Source organism: Myxococcales bacterium, from assembly GCA_016720545.1.
Classification (GTDB): Bacteria; Myxococcota_A; Polyangia; order Polyangiales; family Polyangiaceae; genus JAAFHV01.
This window is the reverse complement of the sequence record JADKKK010000003.1, coordinates 431,769-453,671: the sequence shown is the minus strand read 5'-3', so window position 1 is coordinate 453,671 and position 21,903 is coordinate 431,769. Positions and strand designations below refer to the sequence as shown.

14 protein-coding genes and 2 tRNA genes are annotated in these 21,903 nt (G+C 70.8%); 10 read left to right on the top strand and 6 right to left on the bottom strand.

Annotated elements, in window-relative coordinates; all coding sequences use genetic code 11:
• Nucleotides 1-47: 47 nt before the first annotated feature.
• The 9 genes from IPQ09_09040 to IPQ09_09000 all read left to right on the top strand — a co-directional run bounded on the left by IPQ09_09040 (nucleotide 48) and on the right by IPQ09_09000 (nucleotide 13,581).
• The gene (locus tag IPQ09_09040) at nucleotides 48-3,038 is read left to right on the top strand and encodes a hypothetical protein (GenBank protein MBL0194344.1); all 2,991 of its coding nucleotides are present in this window, start codon (nucleotides 48-50) and stop codon (nucleotides 3,036-3,038) included.
• 256 nt (nucleotides 3,039-3,294) lie between these two features.
• On the top strand, nucleotides 3,295-5,184 hold the full coding sequence (locus IPQ09_09035) for a polysaccharide biosynthesis protein (protein MBL0194343.1): 1,890 nt from the start codon (nucleotides 3,295-3,297) through the stop codon (nucleotides 5,182-5,184).
• A 123-nt stretch (nucleotides 5,185-5,307) separates the two neighbouring features.
• A complete protein-coding gene (locus IPQ09_09030; protein MBL0194342.1) occupies nucleotides 5,308-6,264 on the top strand; it encodes an NAD-dependent epimerase/dehydratase family protein in 957 nt (318 codons plus the stop codon).
• The gene (locus IPQ09_09025; protein ID MBL0194341.1) at nucleotides 6,261-6,821 is read left to right on the top strand and encodes a sugar transferase; all 561 of its coding nucleotides are present in this window, start codon (nucleotides 6,261-6,263) and stop codon (nucleotides 6,819-6,821) included. The genes IPQ09_09030 and IPQ09_09025 overlap by 4 nt, the downstream gene beginning before the upstream one ends.
• A gap of 130 nt (nucleotides 6,822-6,951) precedes the next feature.
• Nucleotides 6,952-7,137, top strand: coding sequence for a hypothetical protein (locus IPQ09_09020; GenBank protein ID MBL0194340.1), 186 nt, complete (start codon nucleotides 6,952-6,954; stop codon nucleotides 7,135-7,137).
• 566 nt (nucleotides 7,138-7,703) lie between these two features.
• Nucleotides 7,704-7,774, top strand: a tRNA-His gene (locus IPQ09_09015).
• 39 nt (nucleotides 7,775-7,813) lie between these two features.
• Nucleotides 7,814-7,884 (top strand) — tRNA-Ala (locus IPQ09_09010).
• 272 nt (nucleotides 7,885-8,156) lie between these two features.
• Nucleotides 8,157-9,746, top strand: coding sequence for a TROVE domain-containing protein (locus tag IPQ09_09005; GenBank protein ID MBL0194339.1), 1,590 nt, complete (start codon nucleotides 8,157-8,159; stop codon nucleotides 9,744-9,746).
• Nucleotides 9,747-10,716: 970 nt separating this feature from the next.
• Nucleotides 10,717-13,581 (top strand): hypothetical protein, encoded by a 2,865-nt coding sequence (locus IPQ09_09000; GenBank protein MBL0194338.1) that lies wholly within the window; start codon nucleotides 10,717-10,719, stop codon nucleotides 13,579-13,581.
• Nucleotides 13,582-13,602: 21 nt separating this feature from the next.
• Here the strand turns inward: IPQ09_09000 and ligA are convergent, their stop codons facing one another.
• The 4 genes from ligA to IPQ09_08980 form a co-directional block, all read right to left on the bottom strand.
• Nucleotides 13,603-15,663 carry an NAD-dependent DNA ligase LigA gene (gene ligA / locus IPQ09_08995; GenBank protein MBL0194337.1) on the bottom strand — a complete coding sequence of 687 codons (2,061 nt, stop codon included), beginning with the start codon at nucleotides 15,661-15,663 and terminating at the stop codon, nucleotides 13,603-13,605.
• A 74-nt stretch (nucleotides 15,664-15,737) separates the two neighbouring features.
• Nucleotides 15,738-16,241, bottom strand: a complete 504-nt coding sequence (locus tag IPQ09_08990) for a hypothetical protein (GenBank protein MBL0194336.1) — start codon at nucleotides 16,239-16,241, stop codon at nucleotides 15,738-15,740.
• Between the two features lie 70 nt (nucleotides 16,242-16,311).
• The gene (locus tag IPQ09_08985) at nucleotides 16,312-19,428 is read right to left on the bottom strand and encodes a hypothetical protein (protein MBL0194335.1); all 3,117 of its coding nucleotides are present in this window, start codon (nucleotides 19,426-19,428) and stop codon (nucleotides 16,312-16,314) included.
• Nucleotides 19,429-19,557: 129 nt separating this feature from the next.
• On the bottom strand, nucleotides 19,558-19,998 hold the full coding sequence (locus tag IPQ09_08980) for a hypothetical protein (GenBank protein ID MBL0194334.1): 441 nt from the start codon (nucleotides 19,996-19,998) through the stop codon (nucleotides 19,558-19,560).
• Between the two features lie 229 nt (nucleotides 19,999-20,227).
• On the opposite strand from IPQ09_08980, the gene IPQ09_08975 reads away from it, so the two are divergent.
• Nucleotides 20,228-21,181: a Gfo/Idh/MocA family oxidoreductase gene (locus IPQ09_08975; protein ID MBL0194333.1), complete on the top strand. Its 954-nt coding sequence runs from the start codon at nucleotides 20,228-20,230 to the stop codon at nucleotides 21,179-21,181.
• Between the two features lie 34 nt (nucleotides 21,182-21,215).
• Here the strand turns inward: IPQ09_08975 and IPQ09_08970 are convergent, their stop codons facing one another.
• Together IPQ09_08970 and IPQ09_08965 are read right to left on the bottom strand one after the other, a co-directional pair.
• Nucleotides 21,216-21,455 carry a hypothetical protein gene (locus IPQ09_08970; protein ID MBL0194332.1) on the bottom strand — a complete coding sequence of 80 codons (240 nt, stop codon included), beginning with the start codon at nucleotides 21,453-21,455 and terminating at the stop codon, nucleotides 21,216-21,218.
• Nucleotides 21,456-21,497: 42 nt separating this feature from the next.
• Complete coding sequence (locus IPQ09_08965; GenBank protein MBL0194331.1) at nucleotides 21,498-21,791, bottom strand: DUF2277 domain-containing protein; 294 nt, start codon at nucleotides 21,789-21,791, stop codon at nucleotides 21,498-21,500.
• Between the last annotated feature and the right edge of the window lie 112 nt (nucleotides 21,792-21,903).

Below are 21,903 nucleotides of genomic sequence, written 5' to 3'. Positions count from 1 at the left end.
ACGGATTCCTGGGTGGCGGTGCCCAGGGGGCGGGGTATGGTTCCCCGGTGAAGTACAGGCCTCTCTCTTCGCTTTCGTCCCGCGCCTCGCTCGGCTTGCTCGTGGCCCTCGCGGCCTGCACCAGCTCCGAGCCACCCGGGCCCACCGCGCCGCCGCCGGCCGGCCCCACGCCGCTCGCGAAGGGCGAGATCTGCGAGCCAGACAACTCCGCGCCCCTCAAGCTGCGCTTCGACCCGGCGCGCGTCATCGTCGCTCCCGGCGCGAGCCGGCCGGTCACGCTCACGGTCGACCCTGACCTGTGCTCGCCGGTGAAGGTCACGTTCAAGGTCAAGACCGAGGGCGTGCGCGCCCCCGAGACGGCGATCATCGACCTCCGTAAGCCCTCGGCGACCTTCGATCTCCAGGCCGTCTCGGCCGGCGCGACCGCGCTCACCGCGGTCGTCGAGCGACCCAGCCCGTCGAGCGCGGGCCAGGTGGAGACCGCCACCGCCGAGCTCCCGATCGACGTACGCGACGGCACGCCGCCCACTTGCGCCCCGGGCGAAGGCGCGGGCCAGGGCACCCTCAGCGGCGCGAGCCCCAAGGTGACCGGCGCCGGCGCGCTCGCGAGCGCGGCCCTCTCGTCGCCCGCCACGGCCTTCGCGCGCACCGACGAGTTTGCCCTGCCTTCGTTCGGCGCGACCGTGGCTTGCGCCAAGACGCCGGACCTCACCGCCGGCTCGACGTACGGCGCCCTCGGTCCCGCCGTGTCGTTCGAAGGCACCGCGCCCGTCACCTCGTCCAACGTGCTCCGCCGCGAGGTCGACTTCGCCCTCCCCATCAACCCGGCCGCGCTGCCCAGCCAAGCCCGCATGCGCCACGTCGAGGTGCTCTACCAGGGGCCCCGCGCCAAGACGCCGCGGGCCGTCCCCGTCGCGAATCCCCGCGTCGAGGCCGAGGGCGCCGGCTACGTGCTTCGGTTCTCTGCGCCGTGGCTCGGCACCTACCAGGTGGTCGCGCGGAAGGGCGCGGGCGAGGGGAAGGTGAAGCGCCGCCTCACCCACCGGGCGGTCCTCGGCTTCTCGATGGGCGCCGGCGGCTCCGCGAGCTTCGGCCTCCGCCACCACGACAAGTTCGACGCCGTGGCGCCGCTGGGCGGCCTCGCCGACTACACCTGGCTCACCTGGTTCATCGACGCGTACGCCCTCGGTGGCTTCTGCCCCACGTCGAACCCCAACTGCACGAAGTACGAGCCCGGGCGCTACCCGTTCCACGAGCCCTTCGCGCACTCGATGGACTACAACCACTTTTGGTACGAAGAGGGCAATGGCAATGGGGGCTCGTTCCCTCGCCACGAGTATGCCCAGATCTTCGGTGATCTCGCCCTCGCGTTCGGGAACCTCGCCAGCGAAAATAGGGATCCGGCGCTCTCTCACATGGTCGCCGGCCCCACCAAGAACGACCCCTGGATCAAGGGCGATCTGTCGGGGGTCGCCGGGGCCCCGGCGGGCCTCGACTGCTCGTTCTCCGTCTCGCCCGTGAAGGGCGACAAGGACAACGCCCTGCAGCGAACGATCGCGCAGGCATGCGCCAAGTTCCGGTGCGATCCAAAGAATCAGTGGAAGGCCCCCGCGAACTACTTCGACGACGAGTACAACCCCGACGGCACGAAGCCGGTGATCACCTTCTGCGACGGCGGCCAAGAGGGGGTAAGCCCGTACAAGAACACCTTCATGGATGTGCCATCCCAGCACACGGAGCCGGTTAATTTCGCCGTCGCCGTCGACCTGAACGGCAACGGCCTGCGCGATAAGGATGAGCCCGTCATTCGCTCGGGCCACGAGCCGTGGGACGACTGCGGCGCGGACGGACTCTGCGACAAGGACGAGCCTGGCTACGATCCGGTCCAGAACCCCGACCCGAACCAAGACGACTACGACTACATGCTGTCGCCGGGCGGTGCCGAGCTCAATCACCACTACGACAAGGGCGAGAAGTTCCGCGACGACGGCCTCGACGGAGTGCCGAACACCAAAGATCGGCACGTCGCGGGCGACCCCGGCGAGGGTGACGGCGTCTACTCCGAGGCGTCTGGGCACAAAAACGTGCGGCGCTTCGACGCGCACTCGATCGTGGCCCGGTGGACCTCCGAGATCCCCGGTGGCGAGCTCACCGATCCCGCGCTGAAGCGCCTCGACATCATCACCGACGGCGGCGTGCGCGACCTCTTCAACTTCGCGTCGGTCGGCAACCACCTCGCGGGCGCCGTGGGCTCACGCAAGGACGGCCAAGGCCGACAGCTCAAGTCGGTCGCCTTCTACAACGGGTACGAGTACCTGCCGGGCCAGGACCCCGCCCGCCCGATCGACTTCGCGCCTTCGGAGCTCCGCTGGGCCGACATCGTCGACATGCCCAACGTGCGGTACGGCGCGGTCGACGCCACAAAGGCGCAGATCCTCCTCGGCGACGGGCAGCACGTCGGCACGGCCGCGCAGCTCTTGAACCGGCTCCTCTTCGGCTTCTACTATGTCGCGCAGCGCTGGCCCGACGCCGATCGAACCCGGAGCGAGGTCACGATCGACAAGCCCTCGCCGGAGGCCGCGGGGCCCTTCAGCGCCGAGTGCCTCCAACAAGGCCGCTGCGAGCACTTCTTCACAGGCCCGAAGACGAAGCGCACCGGCCCCATCGCCGTCACCCTGCCGCCCGGCTACGCCCACGCCGACAACAAGGCGCGCGACGTGCGCTACCCGGTCGTCTACGTGCTCCACGGGTACGGCCAAGATCCCCGCGATCTCGAGGCGGTCGCGCTCGTGACCAACAACTTCATGAACGATGGCACGCGCTCGTCGGCCAACCGCCTGCCGAAGTTCATCGTCGTGTACGTCGACGGGAGGTGCCGCTCGCAGGACGGTCGCCCGGAGTGCATCCAGGGCTCGTTCTACGTCGACTCGTCGAGGCCGGGCGGCCCGCAGTTCGACGCGTGGTTCGACGAGGTGATCGACCTGGTGGACGCGAGCTTCCGCACGATGAAGCCCTCCGAGGTCGAGATCCCCGACTGAGGCCCAGCCCGTCGCCTCCGGGGACTGGACATACGCTCACCTACATCTCCCTCGTGGTAGGTGTTCGGCCTTGCTTCCTCGGGCGCGGCAAGTATACCGAGGCTCCGCGGGAGGCCTGCCGCGACCGTGACCAGCGCTCTTCGGAGATGAACGCAGCGCCCGGGCTTGGCACCACACAAGGCACCCCTCACCGTCCGGAACCCCCATGAACCTCCTCGAGACCCTCTGGATCCGACCGTGGCTCCGACGCATCGGAATCATCGCGCTCCACACGAGCCTGTGGGCCGCGGGCTTCGTGCTCGCGCTCGCGATCCGGTTCGACGGAGGGGGCATCGAGCCCGAGATCGCTCAGCGCGTGCCGACGGCGCTCGCCGTGCTCATCGTCACGCGCATCGTGGTCTTCTACTCGATGAGGCAGTTTCACGGCCTGTGGCAGTACGCGGGCATCCCCGAGCTGCGCAGCCTCGTCTCGGCGACCACGGTCGGCACGGCGGGCTTCGCGGTGATAGGGCTGATGGTCCAATCGACCCGCATGCCGCGCTCCATTTACGTGGGCGAGTGGCTGACGTCGCTCGCGCTCATTGGCGGGTTCCGCTTCCTCTTTCGTCTGCTCCGTGAGCGCGTGAGCGGCCCCAAGATCGACGGCACGCGCACCCTCATCATCGGCGCCGGCGACGCGGGCGAGAGCCTCCTCCGTGACGTGCAGCGCATGCGCGAGGCCAAGTGGAGCATCGTCGGCTTCCTCGACGACGACCCGCGGAAGGCCGGCGCGCTCATCCGCAGCGTGCGCGTGCTCGGGCCCGCCGACCGCGAGGCCCTCCGCCGTTACGTGGGCATGTATGACGTGAAGCTCGTCGTGCTGGCGATGGGCAGCGACTCGAAGCGGATGCGCGAGATCGTGGGGTACTGTCGCGAGCTGAACGTGCCCACCAAGACCCTCCCGTCGGTCTCCGACCGCATCGAGGACATGGGCTTCCGCAACGTGCGCGAGGTCGCCATCGAAGACCTCCTCCAGCGCGAGGCCGTGAAGCTCGACGTCGGTCAGGTGGAGGCTTTCCTCGAAGGCAAGACGGTCCTCATCACGGGCGCCGGTGGGAGCATCGGGACCGAGCTCGCGCGGCAGGCGCTGCGCTTCAACCCCGCCGTGGTGCTCCTGTTCGATCACGACGAGAACGCGCTGTTCCACATCGAGCGAGAGCTCCGCGCGCTGCACCCGGCCGAGAAGATCAAGGCGCTGATGGGTGACATCACCGATCAGGGGCGCGTCGAGTGGGTGTTCAAGCACTACCAGCCGAACATCGTGCTCCACGCCGCGGCCCACAAACACGTCCCCATGATGGAGGGCAATCCGTGCGAGGCGGTGAAGAACAACGTGTTCGGCACCATCCAGATCGCCCGCGCGGCGCACGAGCACAAGGCCGAGGCGTTCGTCCTCATCTCGACCGACAAGGCCGTGAACCCCACCAACGTCATGGGCGCCACGAAGCGCATCGCCGAGATGGTGACCCAGCTCCGCGCGCAGGGCAGCCAGACCCGATTCGCGGCCGTGCGCTTCGGCAACGTGCTCGGCAGCGCCGGATCGGTCGTCCCCATCTTCCGCGAGCAGATCGCCAAGGGCGGACCGGTGGTGGTCACCCACCCCGACGTCACGCGCTACTTCATGACGATCCCCGAGGCCACGCAGCTCGTGCTGCAGGCGGGCGCGCTCGGCGGTACGGGCGAGATCTTCATCCTCGACATGGGCGAGCCCGTGAAGATCGTGAACCTCGCGCGCGACCTCATCGAGCTCTCGGGTCTCACCCCGGACGTCGACATCCAGATCGAGTTCAGCGGGCTTCGCCCCGGCGAGAAGCTCTTCGAGGAGCTGCTCCACAACGCTGAGTCGTTCGCCAAGACGCCTCACCCGAAGATCCAGGTCGGCCGCTTCCGTCCCGTGGGCCGCGAGCTCCTCACCCGCGGCCTCGACAGCCTCGAGGCGGCAGCGCACGAGCCGGACGCGCTCAAGGTCCGCACCATCCTCGCCGAGCTCGTGCCGGAGGCGAAGCTCGCGGGCGTGCCCCGCAAGAGCGAGCCGCGTGGCGTCGCCCTGGTGGACGAGTCGAAGGACCGCGCGAGCGGCCCGCTCCTCGTCGCCGTCAGCGGGTGAGGCTCGTTCCGGCTCGTTCCGGCTCGTTCCGGCTCGTTCCGCTTTCGCGTGGCGGCGACACGTGCGATCTTCCTTGGGAATGTGCCACTCCTACCGGTCCGAGAAGTCCCCAGGTGAACGCGCATGAGCACGGTGCGGACCGCGCTCGTCACTGGCGCTGAGGGGTTCGTCGGCGCGCGGCTCGTGCCTACGCTCGTCGCGCGCGGGTGGAAGGTTCGCGCGGGCGTGTGGAAGCCGCTCCCCGCGTCGGCGCCCCCGTTCCCTCCAGGAGTCGAAGTGCTTGTCACGGGCGACCTCGCCACCGCCGATCTGCAGGACGCGCTCGGCGACGCCACCGCCGTGGTCCACCTCGCGGGCCGCGCGCACCGCATGAACGAGGGCGGCGAGGAGCATGCGGACGACTACGAGCGCGACAACGCCGAGGTCACGGAGCTGGTGGGCCTCGCCGCCCTAGCGGCCGGTGTGCGCTCCTTCGTGTACGTGAGCTCCGTGAAGGCGATGGGTGAGCGCACGCAGCCGGGCACGGCGTTTCGTCCGAGCACGGTGTGCCGACCCGAAGACCCCTATGGCCGGTCCAAGCTGCACGCGGAAGAGCGCCTCCGCGCGATCCCCGGCCTCGGCGCGGTCGTGCTGCGACCGCCGCTCATGTACGGCCCCGGCGTGAAGGGCAACCTCCGTCTGCTGTGGCGCCTCGTGCGCTCGGGGCTCCCCATTCCCGTGGGGAGCATCAAGAACCAACGGAGCCTGCTCTTCGTGGGGAACTTCGCCGACGCCATCGCGACCTGCCTCGAGTGCGAGGCGGCGCGCGGCCAGACGTTCGTCGTGCGCGACGGTGAAGATCTCTCCACGCCCGAGCTCGTGCGCCGCATCGCCCGCTCCGACGGGCGCCGCCCGCGCGTGGTGCCGATGCCGAAGAGGCTCCTCCGCGCGGTCGCGCGGCTCGCGGGCAAGGGCGACGCCGCGTCGCGCCTCATCGAGAACCTGTCGCTCGACGATGAAGATCTCCGCCGGATCACCGGCTGGGCGCCCCCGTTCTCCATCGAAGAGGGTTTGGCTGAGTCGTCTCGAGGTATCCCATGAAGCGAGCCCTGGATCTCTTGCTCTGCGCGATCATCACCCCCCCGCTCACGCCCGTGCTGCTCGGAGTGGCCGCGCTGGTGAAGCTCACCTCGAAGGGGCCCGTGCTGTATTGGTCCGACCGGGTCGGTCGAGAGAACACCATCTTTCGAATGCCCAAGTTCCGCACCATGCGCGTGGGCACGCCCGCCGTGGCGACACACTTGTTGAAGGACGCCAACAGCCACCTCACGCCGGTGGGCGCCTTCCTCCGCAAGTCGAGCCTCGACGAGCTCCCGCAGCTCTACAACATCGTCCGCGGCGAAATCAGCTTCGTCGGCCCGCGACCGGCTCTCTTCAACCAAGACGACCTCGTCGCCCTGCGGACCGACCGAGGCATTCATCGCTTGGTGCCCGGCCTCACCGGGTGGGCGCAGATCAACGGTCGCGACGAGCTGCCGATCCCCGTGAAGGTGGAGTTCGACGACCACTACCGCCGGCACAGGTCCACGCTCTTCGATCTCAAGATCCTCGGGCTCACGGCGCTGAAGGTCCTCCGCGCCGACGGCGTCTCGCACTGAGTCGAGGCGCATCCCCGGAAGTAGCGCATTTGTTTTTTTAGCGTTGCCGCATTTTCTTTCTTGACCGTCCCCGTCCCCGGGGCTACACAAGAGAGACCGGCCCACCTGCGGCGCCGGATGGAGAACGCCGATGGTCCCCTCGTACTCACGTTTCCCGCGCACCTTCGAGTCGTCGCCGACGACCGTGGCCGCGTGCGGGCGCGGGCTGCGCGGCGATCACGCAGGCCTCGCCTTCGCCTCCTCGTTCCGGCGCACGAGCTTCCCCGTCGGCGCGGCCTTCGCGGGGCGATTCGCGAACGCGGCGGGGCACTTCTAGGGCGGAATCCAGTCGTCTCACGAGACACTGCGAGGCCGCCCGGGGATCCCCCAGGCGGCCTCTTCGTCGTCCCCGCGGCGGTCCGCGCTCTCCGCCGAGGCGGCCTCCTGGGGGCCCGCCTCCCGACCCGCCGACCGCCCGCCTCGCCTCGCCAAACCCCCGCGCCTTTGGCGGCGCCCGCCTCCCGCCCGTTTCGGGGGCAGCCCAGGCTCGGCGCCCGCAAACACTCCGAGCACAATCGACAACTCATTTGAGATACGTGCGCGTAAACAAACGCGCAACTTGCCGCCTGGGCGCGTGCGCGCCGCTCACGGACCGTGAGCTAGTCCAGTGATAGCGCTTGCCTGAAGAGCAAGAGAACCTGAAGTGAGCCCCGAAGGGGCGAACCAAGGTCGATCGCGAGCCCGAGCCGAAGGCGAGGTCTCGCCGTGCACGTGGTGCGACCCCACGACGGTCCACTCGTACCTCGAGGGAGGGGCGCTCCCCAAAGACCGCTTCGCCCTCGAGGTACTCGTTTCCTCTCGTCTCGTGGCTCGCCGCGCGACGGTCTGTCTTCTTTCGACACGGTGACGGTACTCGTCTGGGACGAGGGCAGCCCGTGAAGCTGCGGAGGCGGGTTCGATCCCCGTCCGTCACCCCGGCGCGCACCCGCGCCTCGTCACGCTCATTCACCCTCGGGGTTGTAGCTCAACGGGAGAGCTTCCGGCTTGCACCCGGACGATGCGAGTTCGACCCTCGCCGACTCCACTCTTCGTCACCGTCACGCACTGAAAAAAACCACTCCTCCGCAGCCAACGCGCGCCCCAACCCAACCCAACCCAACCCAACCCAACTCTGGGCGTCCTTCAAAAATCTCTCTGTCCCGACGGAATCGGGCATCGGTCTACGAAGCCGATCGTCGAGGTTCGACTCCTCGCAGAGAGGCCGCGCGCGCGCTTTTGCGACACATCACTGGCCACGCGCGCGATCGAGCCGCGCGCGTCGCACTCGACATCACCGCTCGGAAAGGAGCAGCAGACATGGCCCTCAAGTCTCTATTCAAGTTCGCCGGCAAGGCGCCCGCCGCAGGCACGCAGAACGAGGCAGGCGGCCTCGCCTACGCGCTCTCGCCCGAGCACGCGCTCGCGCAGTACGCCGTCACCGGCACGCTGCACGGCACGTTCTACGCGTCCGCGGGCGATCAGCTCGCGAGCGTGCTCGCGCTCGCCGACAAGGTGCCGGCGGAGTTCGTGGCCAAGACGGCCATCTACTGCCGTGAGCGCGGCTTCATGAAGGACGTCCCGGCGTTGCTCGTGGCGTACCTCGCGAAGCGCGACGTGGCGCTCATGAAGCGGGTCTTCCCGCGCGTCATCGACAACGCGAAGATGCTCCGCAACTTCGTGCAGATCGTGCGCTCTGGGCAGGTCGGGCGCAAATCGCTCGGCACCGCCCCGAAGCGCGCCGCGCAGGCCTGGTTCCGCGCGCGCACGCCGGAGGTGCTGTTCCGGTCGTCGCTCGGCTCCGCGCCGAGCATGGCGGACGTCATCAAGCTCGTGCGGCCTGCGCCGCGCGGCGCAGACGGCGCGCCCGACGCCGTGCGCGAGGCCCTCTACGGGTACCTCATCGGCCGCGAGGTCGACGTCGAGTCTCTGCCGTCCGCCGTGCGGGCGTTCGAGGCTTGGAAGAGGGCTCCCGGCACGACCTCGCTGCCCGACGTCCCCTTCGAGATGCTCACGGGCCTCGAGCTCACGAAGGATCACTGGAAGGGCATCGTGCGTACGATGACCTGGACGCAGACGCGCATGAACTTGAACACGCTCCTCCGAAAGGGCGTGTTCGAGGACGAGCGGCTCACGCGGCTCGTGGCGGACAGGCTCCGCGACGAGGCGCAGGTCCGGAAGGCTCGCGCGTTCCCCTATCAGCTCCTCGCGGCCTTCAAGGCCGCGGGGGACGCGATGCCGCAGGCGGTCACGAGCGCGCTCCAGGACGCGCTCGAGGTCGCCACGGAGAACGTGCCCGCGATTGAGGGCACGCTCTACGTCTGCCCCGACGTCTCGGGCTCGATGCAGAGCCCGGCCACGGGACAGCGCGGCAGCGCGACGAGCGCGGTCCGCTGTGTGGACATCGCCGGCCTCGTCGCGGCGTCGCTCATGCGGCGCAACCCGAACGCCGACGTGCTCCCCTTCAGCGACGACGTCGTGGCGATGCCCCGTCGCCTCAACCCGCGCGACTCGGTGATGACCAACGCCCAGTACCTCGCGTCCCTGCCTAGCGGGGGCACGGCGTGCGTGGCGCCCCTCCGTCACCTGAACGAGCGGCGCGCGAAGGCGGACCTCGTGCTCTACGTGTCCGACAACCAGTCGTGGGCCGACTTCCGGCTCGCGGGTGGCTCGGCGACGCGGGGCACGGTGATGGCCGAGGAGTGGGAGCGCTTTCGGGCGCGAAACCCCGCGGCCAAGCTGGTGCTGCTCGACATCCAGCCGTACGGCCACACGCAGGTCCAGGAGCGCCCCGACGTGCTCAACGTCGGTGGCTTCTCCGACTCGGTCTTCGAGGTGATCTCTCTCTTCGCTCGCGGAGAGAGCGCGCACCTCGTCGACACCATCGCTCGCGTCACGATCGCGAACTGACGAAACCTCCCACCGGACCGCGCGCGCCACCTGCCGAACAGGCGCGCCGCGCGGTCCACTGCCCCTTCCCACGGCTGGAAGCGCCCGCCCTAGCAGCTAGCTAGCTAGCTAGCGGGCGCGGCTCGGTTCGACTCCGAGAGGGGGCTCCGTCGCCCGGGCTCGCCCGGGCGACGCGCGAGAGCGCGGCGAATGCCGTGAGGACTACACATTACCAATGTCGCTGTCGCGGGTTCGAATCCCGCCGACTCCACTCTACGGGGTCGTAGCTCAGGGGTAGAGCACGAATGTCCTCGCAAACCTCGTCGTCGCGCCCTCGTGTCTATTCTAGCAACCTCGCGATTCTGCTCCGCACAGCGCGGATCGCACTCCGTGCGCTGTCGTCGGGCCCGCAGGAGAGCCGACGAGCCATCACCTCGGCCAAATCAGAGGCTTGGCGTTGTCGGGGCTCATGCAGGAGGGGGCGCACCGGGTAGGCCGACCTTGCTGCACTCGAAGACACAGAGATTCTCGTGGCGGCCGCGTCGAGGTCGATGACGGTGGTGATGGACTGATCGCCAGGCTCGCGAGCCGATCGACTCCGCGGTGTCGAGCCTGAGGCGCGACCGACGTTTCCCCATGCAACGCTCACCGCGCGCGCGGTCGGTGATGGCACCGAGGACCGTGCCATGACACGGCCTGCGCGTTCCATCCCCATCCCCATCGCGTGCCCCCCAGCGCCATCCCGCTCGACTACCGTTGCCGCGACGCGCGGCAGCGCTTCCGTCAACCTGCAGGATGTCCCCGTCTGCCATCGCGCACAGGTCATCCGCGACCGTCAACACTTCTTCCTCCTCGCGAGGAGGCGCGTAAGCCAGCGCACGAAGCACGCAGGAAGACACCCGCCGAAGAGAAAAAGTAACAAAGACCCTGGTCGGGCTGACGGGGAAGCCCCACGCTCGACGGGGCCGGGGGCGCTCGATAGCCTCGCGGTGTGGAGGAGAGAACCATGGAGCGCACGAGCCGGAAGATTCCCGTCACCGAGAGGCAATTTCTGTGGGTGCAGGACGACGACAAGGGCGAGGTGACCCTGCACGTCGGCCCCACGATGGTCTCGCCCACCGCGGCCGACCGGGTCGTGATCGACGACGGCGACGGGGGCCTCCGCGAGGACGTGAGCGGCAAGCCGCAGAAGATCATCGAGCTCGGCGACAACCAGTACGCCATGCTCTTCAACCCATTGGTGGACACCGAGGCCGCGCCGAATGGCAAGTTCCGGCCCGGTCGCAACGAGCCGCGCCCCCTGCGCACGGGCACCCGCTCCATGATCCCCGGGCCGTGCAGCTTCTATCTGCGGCCCGGCCAGCGCGCCGACGTGCGCGACGCGCACGAGCTCGCCTCGAACCAATACCTCGTCGTGAAGGTGTATGGCGAGGTCGACAAGGCCGCTCCCTACTACGAGGTGACCGCCCGCTCGGCGGGGATCACGCGCGCCACGGCGGGGATGCTCGTGGCCGAGCGAGACGACGGTGATCTCGAGCACGTCGTCTTGCGCCGCGGTCAGCTCATCGTCATTCGTGGCCTCGACACCCAGTTCTACATCCCGCCGTCAGGCGTCGACATCGTGCCCGACACGTCGGTCGACGCCTCGGGCGCCGCCATCACCGCGGCGGCCGCGCGCCAGCTGCTGAGACTGCCCGAGCAGTTCCAGCCCGAGCCCGCCCCGGTCGACGCCCTCCGCGAGGAGGGCGCGGCGGAGCTCGATCTCGGCGCGTCCCTCGACGACGAGGCGGAGGCCAAGGGCGGCGCGCCGCGCCAGCAGGTCCCGAACGCGGTGATAAACCAGTCGGCCCGCTCACGGCATCGAAAGGCCAGCGCGGTGGCGGGCGGCGGCTTCAACATCCCGAGCCCCGCGCCTCAGCAGGCCGGCTCGCCGCTCGTCGATCTCCTCGGCTCCCCGGCGGTCCGGCGCGCGCTCGAGCGCGAGGCGCGGCAGACCCGCCTCATCCGCAGCGCCGTCGTGCTCGGCGAGAAGGAGTACTGCGTCATCGTCGACGCGGACGGCAAGCGCGAGATCAAGCTCGGGCCCGCGCGCGTGTTCCCGGGCCCCTACGACACCTTCATGACGGTGGGCTCGCGGGCGCGCGTATACGACGCGTACGAGCTCTTGCCGCAGCGCGCGCTGTGGCTCCGGGTCATCTCCTCGATAGGCAAGGAGGAGCTGCTGCGCAAGCTCCCGAGAGGCTTCGTGTTCGAGCACGACACCGTCAAGGAGCACTATTTCCCGGGCGACGAGATCTTGCTCTCTGGCGTGTCCACCTTCTTCTTCCCCTTCAACGAGATCGAGGTGCTCTCGCCGGAGACCGGCCAAGCGGTCGTGGGGAATGACCACGAGCGCGTGTTCATCGAGGCCATCGGGATCGACCAGAAGAGCGGCATTTACGTGCGCGACCTCGCCACCGGAGAGGTGCGCCTCGTGCGCGGCAAGCAGTCGTACCTGGTCGACCCGCGGAAAGAGGTGCAGATTACACGCACTGTCCCGCCGAGCGACTGGAACCTGTGGGTCGCCGCGAACGAGCCGCACAAGGCGACCGCCCAGCCCATCACCACGCCGTGGGCGATCTCGATCGTGGTGCCCAACAACACGGCGGTGATGATCACGATGGCGCAGTCGCGTCGCGTGGTGGAGGGGCCCTGCGTCACGCTCCTCGGCTACGAGGAGTCGCTCTGCGGCATGTCGCTCTCCACGGGCACCCCCAAGACCGACGCGAGCCCGCTGCGCACCTGCTTTCTGCGGACGGTGGGCAACCGCGTCTCCGACGTCGTCACCGTGGAGACCTCCGACTTCGTGCGGATCGCCGTCCACGTCTCCTACTCGGTCACCTTCGTGAGCGACGGCGAGAGCGGCCCTGGGGGGAAGGAGCGGTGGTTCAACCACGAGAACTACATCCAGGTCATGGTCGACCACCTGCGCTCGATCATCCGCGGTCGCTGCCGATCGATGTCGCTGTCGGCCATCTGGCCGCAGATCCACACGCTCGTGCGCGACACCGTGCTCGGCGAGCGGAAAGAGGGCGGGCGCCCGGGTCGGGCGTTCGCCGAGAACGGCACGGTGGTCACCGAGGTCGAGGTGCTCACGGCGAGCATCGAGGCGCGCGAGGTGGCCGAGCTCATGGAGCGCGTGCAGACCCAGTCGGTCACGCTCCAGATTGGCGATCGTCAGGCCCAGGAGTCGCTCGTCTCGGCGAAGCTGCGCGCCGAGATCGACGCCGACGGCCAGACCCTCGCGGAGGAGGCGCGGCGCCGCGCGGCCCGCCTCCAGGGGCTGACGCGCACGCTGGAGCACGAGCGCGCGCTCGCCGAGGTGAAAGAGCTCGAGATCGTGGCGCGCGAGCGGCAGACCCTCTCGGACGCGCGGCTCGACGCGGCGCAGAAGGCCGAGCTCGCGCGCGACTCGGAGGCGAAGGCGGCGGCGCTGAGGCTCCAGCTCGAGGACGCGAACACCCGCGCGGCGGCGACGCGCGCGCTGTCCATCGTGGAGCTCGAGACCCTCGTCGCCCGCCGGGAGCAAGAGCTTCGGCTCATCGCCGCGCAGTCGTCCGCGACTGTGGCCGAGCGGCAGGCGGTGCAGCAGGGGCTCGTCGAGGCGATGACGGCCCTCGGCGACAAGATCATGCTCGGCGAGGTCGCGAGCAACATGAACCTCGTGAGCCTCTTCAAGGGCAAAGACGTGGGCACCATCCTCGCCGAGGTGCTCGGGGGCACGCGCGTCGTGCCCACCCTGGACGCGCTGCGGGAGCGCTATGCCGTGGGCGCCGACGCGCCGGGCTCGTCGGAGCCCAGCGCGCAAGAGGGATAGCTCGCCGAGCCGCTGACTCAGCTACCCGTCCGCCGGGGCGAGGGGCTCTCCGCGCAGGAGGGCCTCGAGCTCCGGCTCGGTGATCACGCGAGTGCCGAATTTCTTCGCCTGGTCGCGCTTCGACTGACCGGTCTTGTCGCCGGCGACGAGGAACGTGGTGGTCTTCTTCACGCCGTCGTGGACCTCGCCGCCCGCCGCCCGGATGCTCGCGTGCACGTCGTCGCGCTTGCGTGAGAGCACGCCCGTGACGCAGAACGACTGCCCCGAGACCGGCCCTGTCGTGGCGACCGCTTCTTTCACCACCGGGCGCCCCACGCCGCGCGCGACGAGGCGCTCCATGAGCGCGCGCTCGCGCGGATCGCCGAGGTGCGCCACGACGCTCTCGACCATCTTCGGGCCGAACCCGCGGATCTGGCCTACGCGCTCGGCCAGGGCCTCGGGCGAGAGCGCGAGGAGGGCCTCCAGCGTGCCCACCTCCTCGGCGAGCTGCCGGGCGGCGACCTGGCCTATCTGGGGAATGCCAAGCCCGCAGAGGAGCCTGTCGAGGGGGCGCTCCTTCGAGGCGGTCACACCCGCGAGGACGTTCTGGGCGCTCTTCGTGCCCATGCGATCGAGGCGCGCGAGGGACTCCACGCTCACGCGCTCGGGGTCGTAGAGGTCGGCCACGTCACGCACGAGGCCCTCGCTCACGAGCTGCTCCACGAGCACCTCGCCCAGGTTCTCGAGGTCCATCGCGAAGCGTCGCGTGAAGTGATAGATCTGACCTTTGACCTGCGCCGGGCACCCGCGGTTCACGCAGCGGAGGGCGGCCTCTTGCCCGAGCTCGGGGCGGTCCTCCTCGCGGAGGCGGGAGGTGACCGCGGCGCCGCAGGCTGGGCAGGTCGTGGGCGGGGCGAACGGCTCGGCCGAGGCGGGGCGCGCCTCGAGCACGACCGACACCACCTGGGGGATGATCTCGCCGGCCTTCTCGATGAGCACGAGATCGCCGCGGCGCACGTCGAGCTTCGCGAGGTGCTCCGGGTTGTGGAGCGACGCGCGCGAGACCGTGGTGCCGGAGAGCTCGACGGGGTCGAGCTCGGCGACGGGCGTAAGCGCGCCGGTGCGCCCCACTTGAATCACGATGTCGCGCACGCGCGTGCTCGCGCGCTCGGCCGCGAACTTGTAGGCGACTGCCCATTTGGGAAACTTGCTCGTCGCGCCCAACATGTCTTGCTGTCGATAGGCGTCGACCTTCACCACCGCGCCGTCGGTCTCGAAGGGGTAGCTCGCGCGCGCGGCGTCGATCTCCGCGATCGCGTCTGCGATGCCGTCGGCGGAGACCCGCGCCTGCTTGCGGTGCGTCGGCAGCCCCAGCGCGGCGAGCCAGTCGAGGGTGTCGGCGTGGCTCGCGCGCTGCTCGGGGCCCTCGACGGCCTGGTAGAACACTGCGCGGAGCGGGCGCTTCGCGACCTCGCGAGGGTCGAGCATGCGGATCGCGCCCGCGGCGGCGTTGCGGGGGTTCGCGTAGGGCTCGAGCCCCTCGGCGAGGCGGGCCTCGTTCAGGAGGTCGAGGTCTTTGCGGTAAATCACGATCTCGCCGCGCAGCGTGAGCGTGCCGGGGTGCGCGATGCCGAGCGGGACGTTGCGCAGGGTGCGGAGGTTCGGGGTGATGTCCTCGCCGATCTCGCCGTCGCCGCGCGTGGTGGCCATCGCGAGCGCGCCGCCCTCGTACACGACCTCCACGCTCGCGCCGTCGAGCTTCGGCTCGACGGTGAACGTCGGCACTTGACCCTCCGGGAGGCCGTCGCGCACGCGCCGCAGGAACTCCCCCAGATCGGCCTGGGAGTACGCGTTGTCGAGCGAGAACATCTTGGTCTTGCGCTTGACCTTCGCCACCTGCGAGCGCGCCTCGCCGCCCACGCGCTGCGTGGGCGACGAAGGGCTCACGAGCTCGGGGTGCGCCGCCTCGAGCGCGCGCAGGTCGCGCAGCAGCGCGTCGAACGCGGCGTCGGTCACCGCGGGGTCGTCGAGCACGTAGTAGCGGTAGTTGTGCGCGGCGAGCTCGCGGACGAGCTTCGCGTGGGCGTCGCGTGCGGTGGACATGCGCGCGATGTTACCAGGGCGGGGCGCCGGCGAGGTCGCCGTGGGGGGCCGCTTTTGGACGCCGCGCCGGGGGATCAGCGGACCTTGCACCTCACGACGCGCTCCGCCCGGCGCTCGGTGCCGAGGCAGCGCGCCTCCCAGTTGAGGTCGGACCCGGGCACGGGCTCGAGCAGCCACCGCTCGACGCGGAGCGCGGGGTGCCGCGCGCGGACGGCCGCCGCGAAGTCCGCGGTGACGGCGCGGTGGGCCTCCTCCATGTTGGCCTCGTACCCGGGGTGGAAATGCCGGTAGGCGCCGCACTGGAGATGATCGACCACGACCACGGTGGTGATGCGGGTGTGCAGGCTGAGGGCGACGGCGACCTGATCCCAGAAGGCCTCGCCCCACGACGGTCGCTCGGTCTGCATGACGCCCATGCTCGCGCCGGGGAGCGCGATGAGATCGTAGCGATCCCAGGCGTTCTTTCGGTCGTCGATGATGTCTGGAATGACCGAGACGAGGTCGTCGGTGCAGCGGTGATCGATGCACGAGAGCACGAGGTGGGTCGCCTGAACCTGGTCGCTGCCGCCGGGGGCCATGAAACACTCCGTTCGTGGGGGTCGCTGCAGATCCGGGCAGCTGGGAGGCGCGACTGTACACGACTTTGGCCTACGGCCCTCCCGCGTCGCGGCAGCAGCGCACGCCGGTGGAGTAGTCGGCATAGCTCAGCGGGTGGGCTGACACCGTGGCCCCGCAGCCCGCACGCGTCGAGCGCGAGTAGAAGCCGCCGACGAAGGCGCCGCGCGGATCGGCGACCCACTCGTCCAGGTTCCCCACGAGATCGTACACCGCGTCGGCGCCCCACACGCTGCGGCACGCGGGGGTTCCACCGGTCTCGCGGAGCAGCGGATCACCCCCGGTCGCGAGGCGGTTCAGCCTCGGATCGAGGTGCCCTATCGACGCGTTCCCGTGCAGCCTCGCGGCCGGGTGCTCGGGGCGGAAGACGTTGCACGTGCCCGCCACGTAGTGAGCACCATAAGGGAAGTTCGAGTCGGCTTCGCCGCGGCACGCCACCCGGTGTTCTTCGCGGCTGCAGAGGCGCTTGCCCGCCGCGGCGCACGCCGCCGCGGCGACGTGGCCGCTCACGTACCCGCTCGGCCGCGAGCCGCGCTCGCTCCGCGCCAGCGGCTCGGCGCGCCCGCTCGCGTGGAGGGCGGGCAGGAAGGGGAGCGACAGGGCCTGCGCGTGCACGTCGCCCACACGTCGGCGCGCGGTCGTCCACTCGAGGGCCCGCGCGAGGTGCGCCGGCGAGAGGGGGTAGTCGGGGGAGAGCGGCGCGAGGGTGCGCGCGTCGACGAGGTGCGCCTCGAAGCGGTCGATGCAGAAGCGCTCGGCGATCGGGACCATGTCGCCCGGACACCGAGCGCGCGGAGGTGCGGGCGGCGCGTCGGGCGAAGGTGCGGGCGGTGCGTCGGGCGAAGGTGCGGGCGAGTGAGCTGCCGCCGCGGCGACCTCGTCCGGCAAGCGCGCCACGCCGAGCTCGGGGATCGCGTCGAGATCGCGCGTCGCGCTCCCGATCCAGCGGGCCACGTGGCCGCCCTCGGTCCATCCCACGTCCCCGACGACGCACGCGTCGGACGCGTCCAGCCCTGGAGGGAGCGCGAGCCTCCCTGGCGTCGGCGAGGGGACGCGCGCGACGCGCCGGCCGTCGAGGCAGGGAGCGTGCGCGGGCTCCCCGGCGATGGGAAGCTCAGCGTCGGCCTCGGGGCGTCCGTCGTCGTCGAGCCACATGACTCGCGCTGTCCCGCGCGCCGTCTCGCGTGCTGTCCCGCGCTCGGTCTCGCGCCGATCGCCTTCGAGAAACAGCCAGGCGCCGCCGCCGGGGCGCGGGGCGAGGTGCACGCGGAGGGCGCTCGCTCCCGGCGCGATGGGCAGCGCGGTCGCGCGCGAGCTTCTCCCGGCGGCGTCGACGGTGAACACGACGACGCGCGCGGGAGCGTGCGGGAGCTCGGCCGCGCTCACGCCCACCACCAGCGCCCCTCCCTGGCCGCGTTCACAGGCGTCGAAGCCCGCGCGCACCGCCGAGCGCCCCTCGCCGAGCGGCGCCACGACGCCCTCGGGGTCGAGCGTCGAGGCGCGGAGCAGCCCGCCGGAGAGCTCGAGGAGCAGGCCGCGCTCGCGTCCGCCGACGAGCGCGGACCCGTCGCGGATCGCGCGACCGCGGAGGTGGGGCGGAGAGCGAACGGTCGGGAGCAGCCGGAGCACGTCGCCGTCGGCGGTCCACCACGAGCCGCCAATGCGCGCTGCGCGTCGCCGGTTCGCGCCCACCTGCGGCGCCAGCGCCGTGATCGCGCTGCGCGTGACGTGCCCGTCGAGCGCCACGTGGACGAGGTGGTCGCCCGCGTACGCGAGGCCCTCGCCGTCGGACGCGAACGACGCCCACGCGACGCGCGCCCTCCGGCCCACGAGGGGCGCGGGCTCGTCGCGGCTCTCTCCGCGCCCACGGTCGGCGGAGCGGAGGCGCTGCCCGCCCGCCAGGTAGTACGCGCGGTCGCCCGCCCACGCCGCGAGGCCGAGGTCGGTCGCCGGCTGAGCCGGGGAGAGGCGCGGCGCCTCCGCGAGGATGCGCGCGATCGCGTCGGGCGTGGCGGCCCGGGACGACGCGGAGCCGGGCGGCGCGGAGCCCTCGCCGAGGTGGTCGGGGTCCACCGCGCAGGCCGCCCGCGAGGCCGTGAGTGACGTCGTGAGTGACGTCGTGAGTGACGTCGTGAGTGACGTCGCGGGGAGCGCTCGACTGGCCTCGCACGCCCCCTTCGCGTCGAGGCCCAGCGCCAGCGGGAGCGCGTCGCCCGCGAGGCGCACGTCGCGGTGGTCGCGCAGCCCCCCGTACGTGACCTCGCCCTCCAGGACTGTCGCGCGCGAGGTCGGAATGAACATTCCGGTTGGCGCCAGCGAACCGGCGACCAGCCGAGCCCACCCGAGCTTGCCCGGCTGCGCCGACGGGGGTGGCGGAGCCCGGTCGTACCAGAGCAGGTGTGCGCCTCCGGAGGTCGCCTGCGGCCTCGCGCCGACCAGCGTGAGCCCGGGGAGAGGCTCGTCGAGGACGAGGCCCGTCGCGAGCGCGCCCCCGTCGATCACGCGCGCCGTGGCCCAGCGGACGCGCACCTCGCGGGGCCGCGATCCTGGGACGAACCCCCGCGCCGAGGCCTCGGCAGGGGCCCCGAGCTCGAGCAGGGCGAGGCGCGCTCCGAGCCGCACCACGGCGTGCGGCGCGACCCGCGCGCACGCGCGCGTCGCCGGCGCCGACGGGGCGTCGAGGTCGCTGAACACGCAGAGGAGTCCCTCGGACGAGGTGACCCAGAGCGGCGCGTCCGCCGCGTCGTGGCCGTCGAAGACGCCCAGCAGCTCGGCCCCCTCGAGCGGAACGATCCTTCCGAGGCGCCCGGTCGCGCCGTCGAGCCGCCGCGCCCACCCGCCGCGCTCCCCCGCGTGCTTCGAGAGGAACACCACGGAGCGACCCCCGGGTGACGGCACGAGCTCGTACGGGAGCGCCACCTCGTCGACCTGGGCGAGCGGCGTGCGCCCCGCAGGTCCACCCGGGGCGCGGGGGTCCAGAGCGCCCGCGTCGGCCGCGCCCCCCGTGGTAGGCTGGGTGCCCGCGTCCACCGCGCTGCCGCGCGTGGGGATCGGGGTCGGCGGGGCCGCTGCGCACGCCCCGAGCAACCCGGCGAGCACGACCGCGCGACGCTGGCGCGGCGTGGACGAGCGGCGCCCCCCCGCGCTCACGTCACTGCGACTTCTTCAAGCGGTAAATGCCCACGCTCCGCGGCGCGCCGAAGGGGCCGTGGTCGTCGAAGTAGACGTAGTTGTCTGTCATCGCGAGGCTCCAGGCGCTCCTGTTCGCGACGAGCGAGGTCACAGCACCGCCGGGCGCCCAGCGAGCGAGGCCCTGGCCGTCCGGGAAGCCGAGGTGCCGTCGTAGGCCTTGGTGCCCCTCTGCTCGAGCCAGTAGAGATGGACCCCGTCGGTGGCGACGCCAAAGATGAACGGGCCCTCGCCGCCGTTGCCGGCGTCGCCCGAAGGCACGGTGTAGAGCTGCTCGACCTGGCACCCCGCGCAGGCGTCGGCGGTGCCTTTCAACCCGTGGTTGCAGGCGTCGGCGTCGGCGGCCGGCGCGTCGGTGGGCGCGGCCTCCGCGGGCGCGGCGTCCAACAGCGCGGCCCCGTCGCCGGGCTCCGAGGGCGCCGACGCGTCGTCTCCCACCCCGAACGATGTGCACGCGCTCGTGGCCGCCGCGGACACAGCCGCGGACACAGCCAGGCTCGCCCAGCGCCGCACCTCAAGCCCACGCAGCATGGCGGCAACCTACCACGCGGGAAGCCTGGCGCCACGGGTCGGCCTCGAATGGCGCGGAGCGTGCGCGCACCCCAGCTGAGCATGCCCCGCATGCCCCGCGCCACCGGAGCATGCGCCGCCGTCGACCCCTGGCGGCCCCCCTTTGTTCCACCCAGCCCCATCGATCTCTGCTAACCCGACCCGCCCACGCTGCTCCCACTCCGCTCCTAGAAGCACCGAGGAAATGAAGATGAAAGAGAATCTCAAGGTTGGTCTGCTCGGGCTCGGAAACATGGGCCGCAACCACCTGCGCGTCCTCTCGATGTTGAAGGGCGTCGACCTCGTTTCCATCTACGACGTCGACCAGGAGGCCACGAAGCGCCTCGCGCAAGCGAGCGGCGCCCGTGCCCTCACGAACGTGGAGGAGGGGCTTGGCGACGTGGACGCGGTCGTCATCGCGACGCCGACCTCTACCCATGCAGAGTACATGCTTCAGGTGGCCTCGAAGGTGAAGAACATCTTCGTCGAGAAGCCCATCGCGCAGAGCCTCGCCGAGGCCCAGCGGCTCGCGGACTTCGCCACCAAGGAGCAGCTCAACGTCCAGGTCGGCTTCATCGAGCGGTACAACCCCGCCGTGCAAGGCCTGAAGAACATCATCGACAAGTCGGCCGGGGTCATCAGCATCGACTTCACGCGCACGAACAAGCTCAGCGCGCGCATCACCGACGTCGACGTCGTGACCGATCTGATGATCCACGACATCGATCTCGCGCTCTACCTGAACGGGCCCGCGCGCCTCGTGTCGGCGCACGGCTACGGCACCGAGAAGATGATCGACTTCGCGTCCGCGCTCATCACCCACGAGAACGGCCGCTTCTCGCGCATCCAGGCGAGCCGCATCACCGAGAAGAAGATCCGCCTCATCGAGGCGACGTGCGTCGACATGTTCGTCGACTGCGAGCTCTTCCGTAAGGAGATCATCATCAGTCGCCAGTCCGAGATCGTGCAGGTGCCCGGCGAGGCCTACAAGATCGCGGGAATCCAGGAGAGCGTGGAGGTGCGTCCCCAGGAGGCCCTCCTCAGCGAGCTCCAGGCGTTCGTGGCGAGCTGCCACGGCGAGCGCGCCGCGTCGCACCCGGGCGTCGAGGCGGGCCTCGCCGCGATGCGCGTGTGCGACGAGATCCAGCGCGCCGTGAAGAAGTAGGGTTCGCGCCCTTCAGGGGCTCGCCCGAACGCGGCTACACCGCGCGGACGAGGTTCTTCCCGGCCTCGGTCACGAAGTTCTGGCGGGCCACGAGGCCCGCCGAGCTCTCCTCGCGCGGATCGCCGAGCTGCACGAACGTCACCTCCACGCGAGCGCGAAGCCCATAGGCGTCCGGATCGGCGTACCCGAGGAGATGCCCGCCCTGACGTACTCGACGCCCACGGGCTCCGCGCCGGGCGCAAGACATCGACGTGCTTGCCGTACGTCGCTTCATGCGCCGGAGAGGTTTCCTCGGCGCCTGGCGACGCGCCAACGCTCACGTCGCCGTGGCGCGGGCCCGCTTGCTCCAGCGCTCGCGCGCCTTCTCGCGCTCGCCTTCGCGGGTGCGCGGCGGCGAGCGGGTCGGGAGGGCGTCGAGGGCGTCGAGCAGCCGCTCCGTCGACGCGGCGATCTCGTCGACCGCCGCCGCGAACGCCACCTCGCCGCCTCGCTGGGGTGCGGGTCCGCTCGTGCCGCTCACCTTGCGCACGAACTGGAGCGCCGCCGCGCGGATCTCCTCGGGTGTCGAGGGGGGCGCCATGTGGTGGAGCACGCGGATGTTGCGGCACATCGGGCGAGGATACCTCGTCGCCCGACGCGAGCGCGGCGCGCCGCATATAACTCAGATCTATTCAAGTTGCTGCGGCTCGGCGCGACGTCGTGCGGCCGGAGGGTGGACGCGG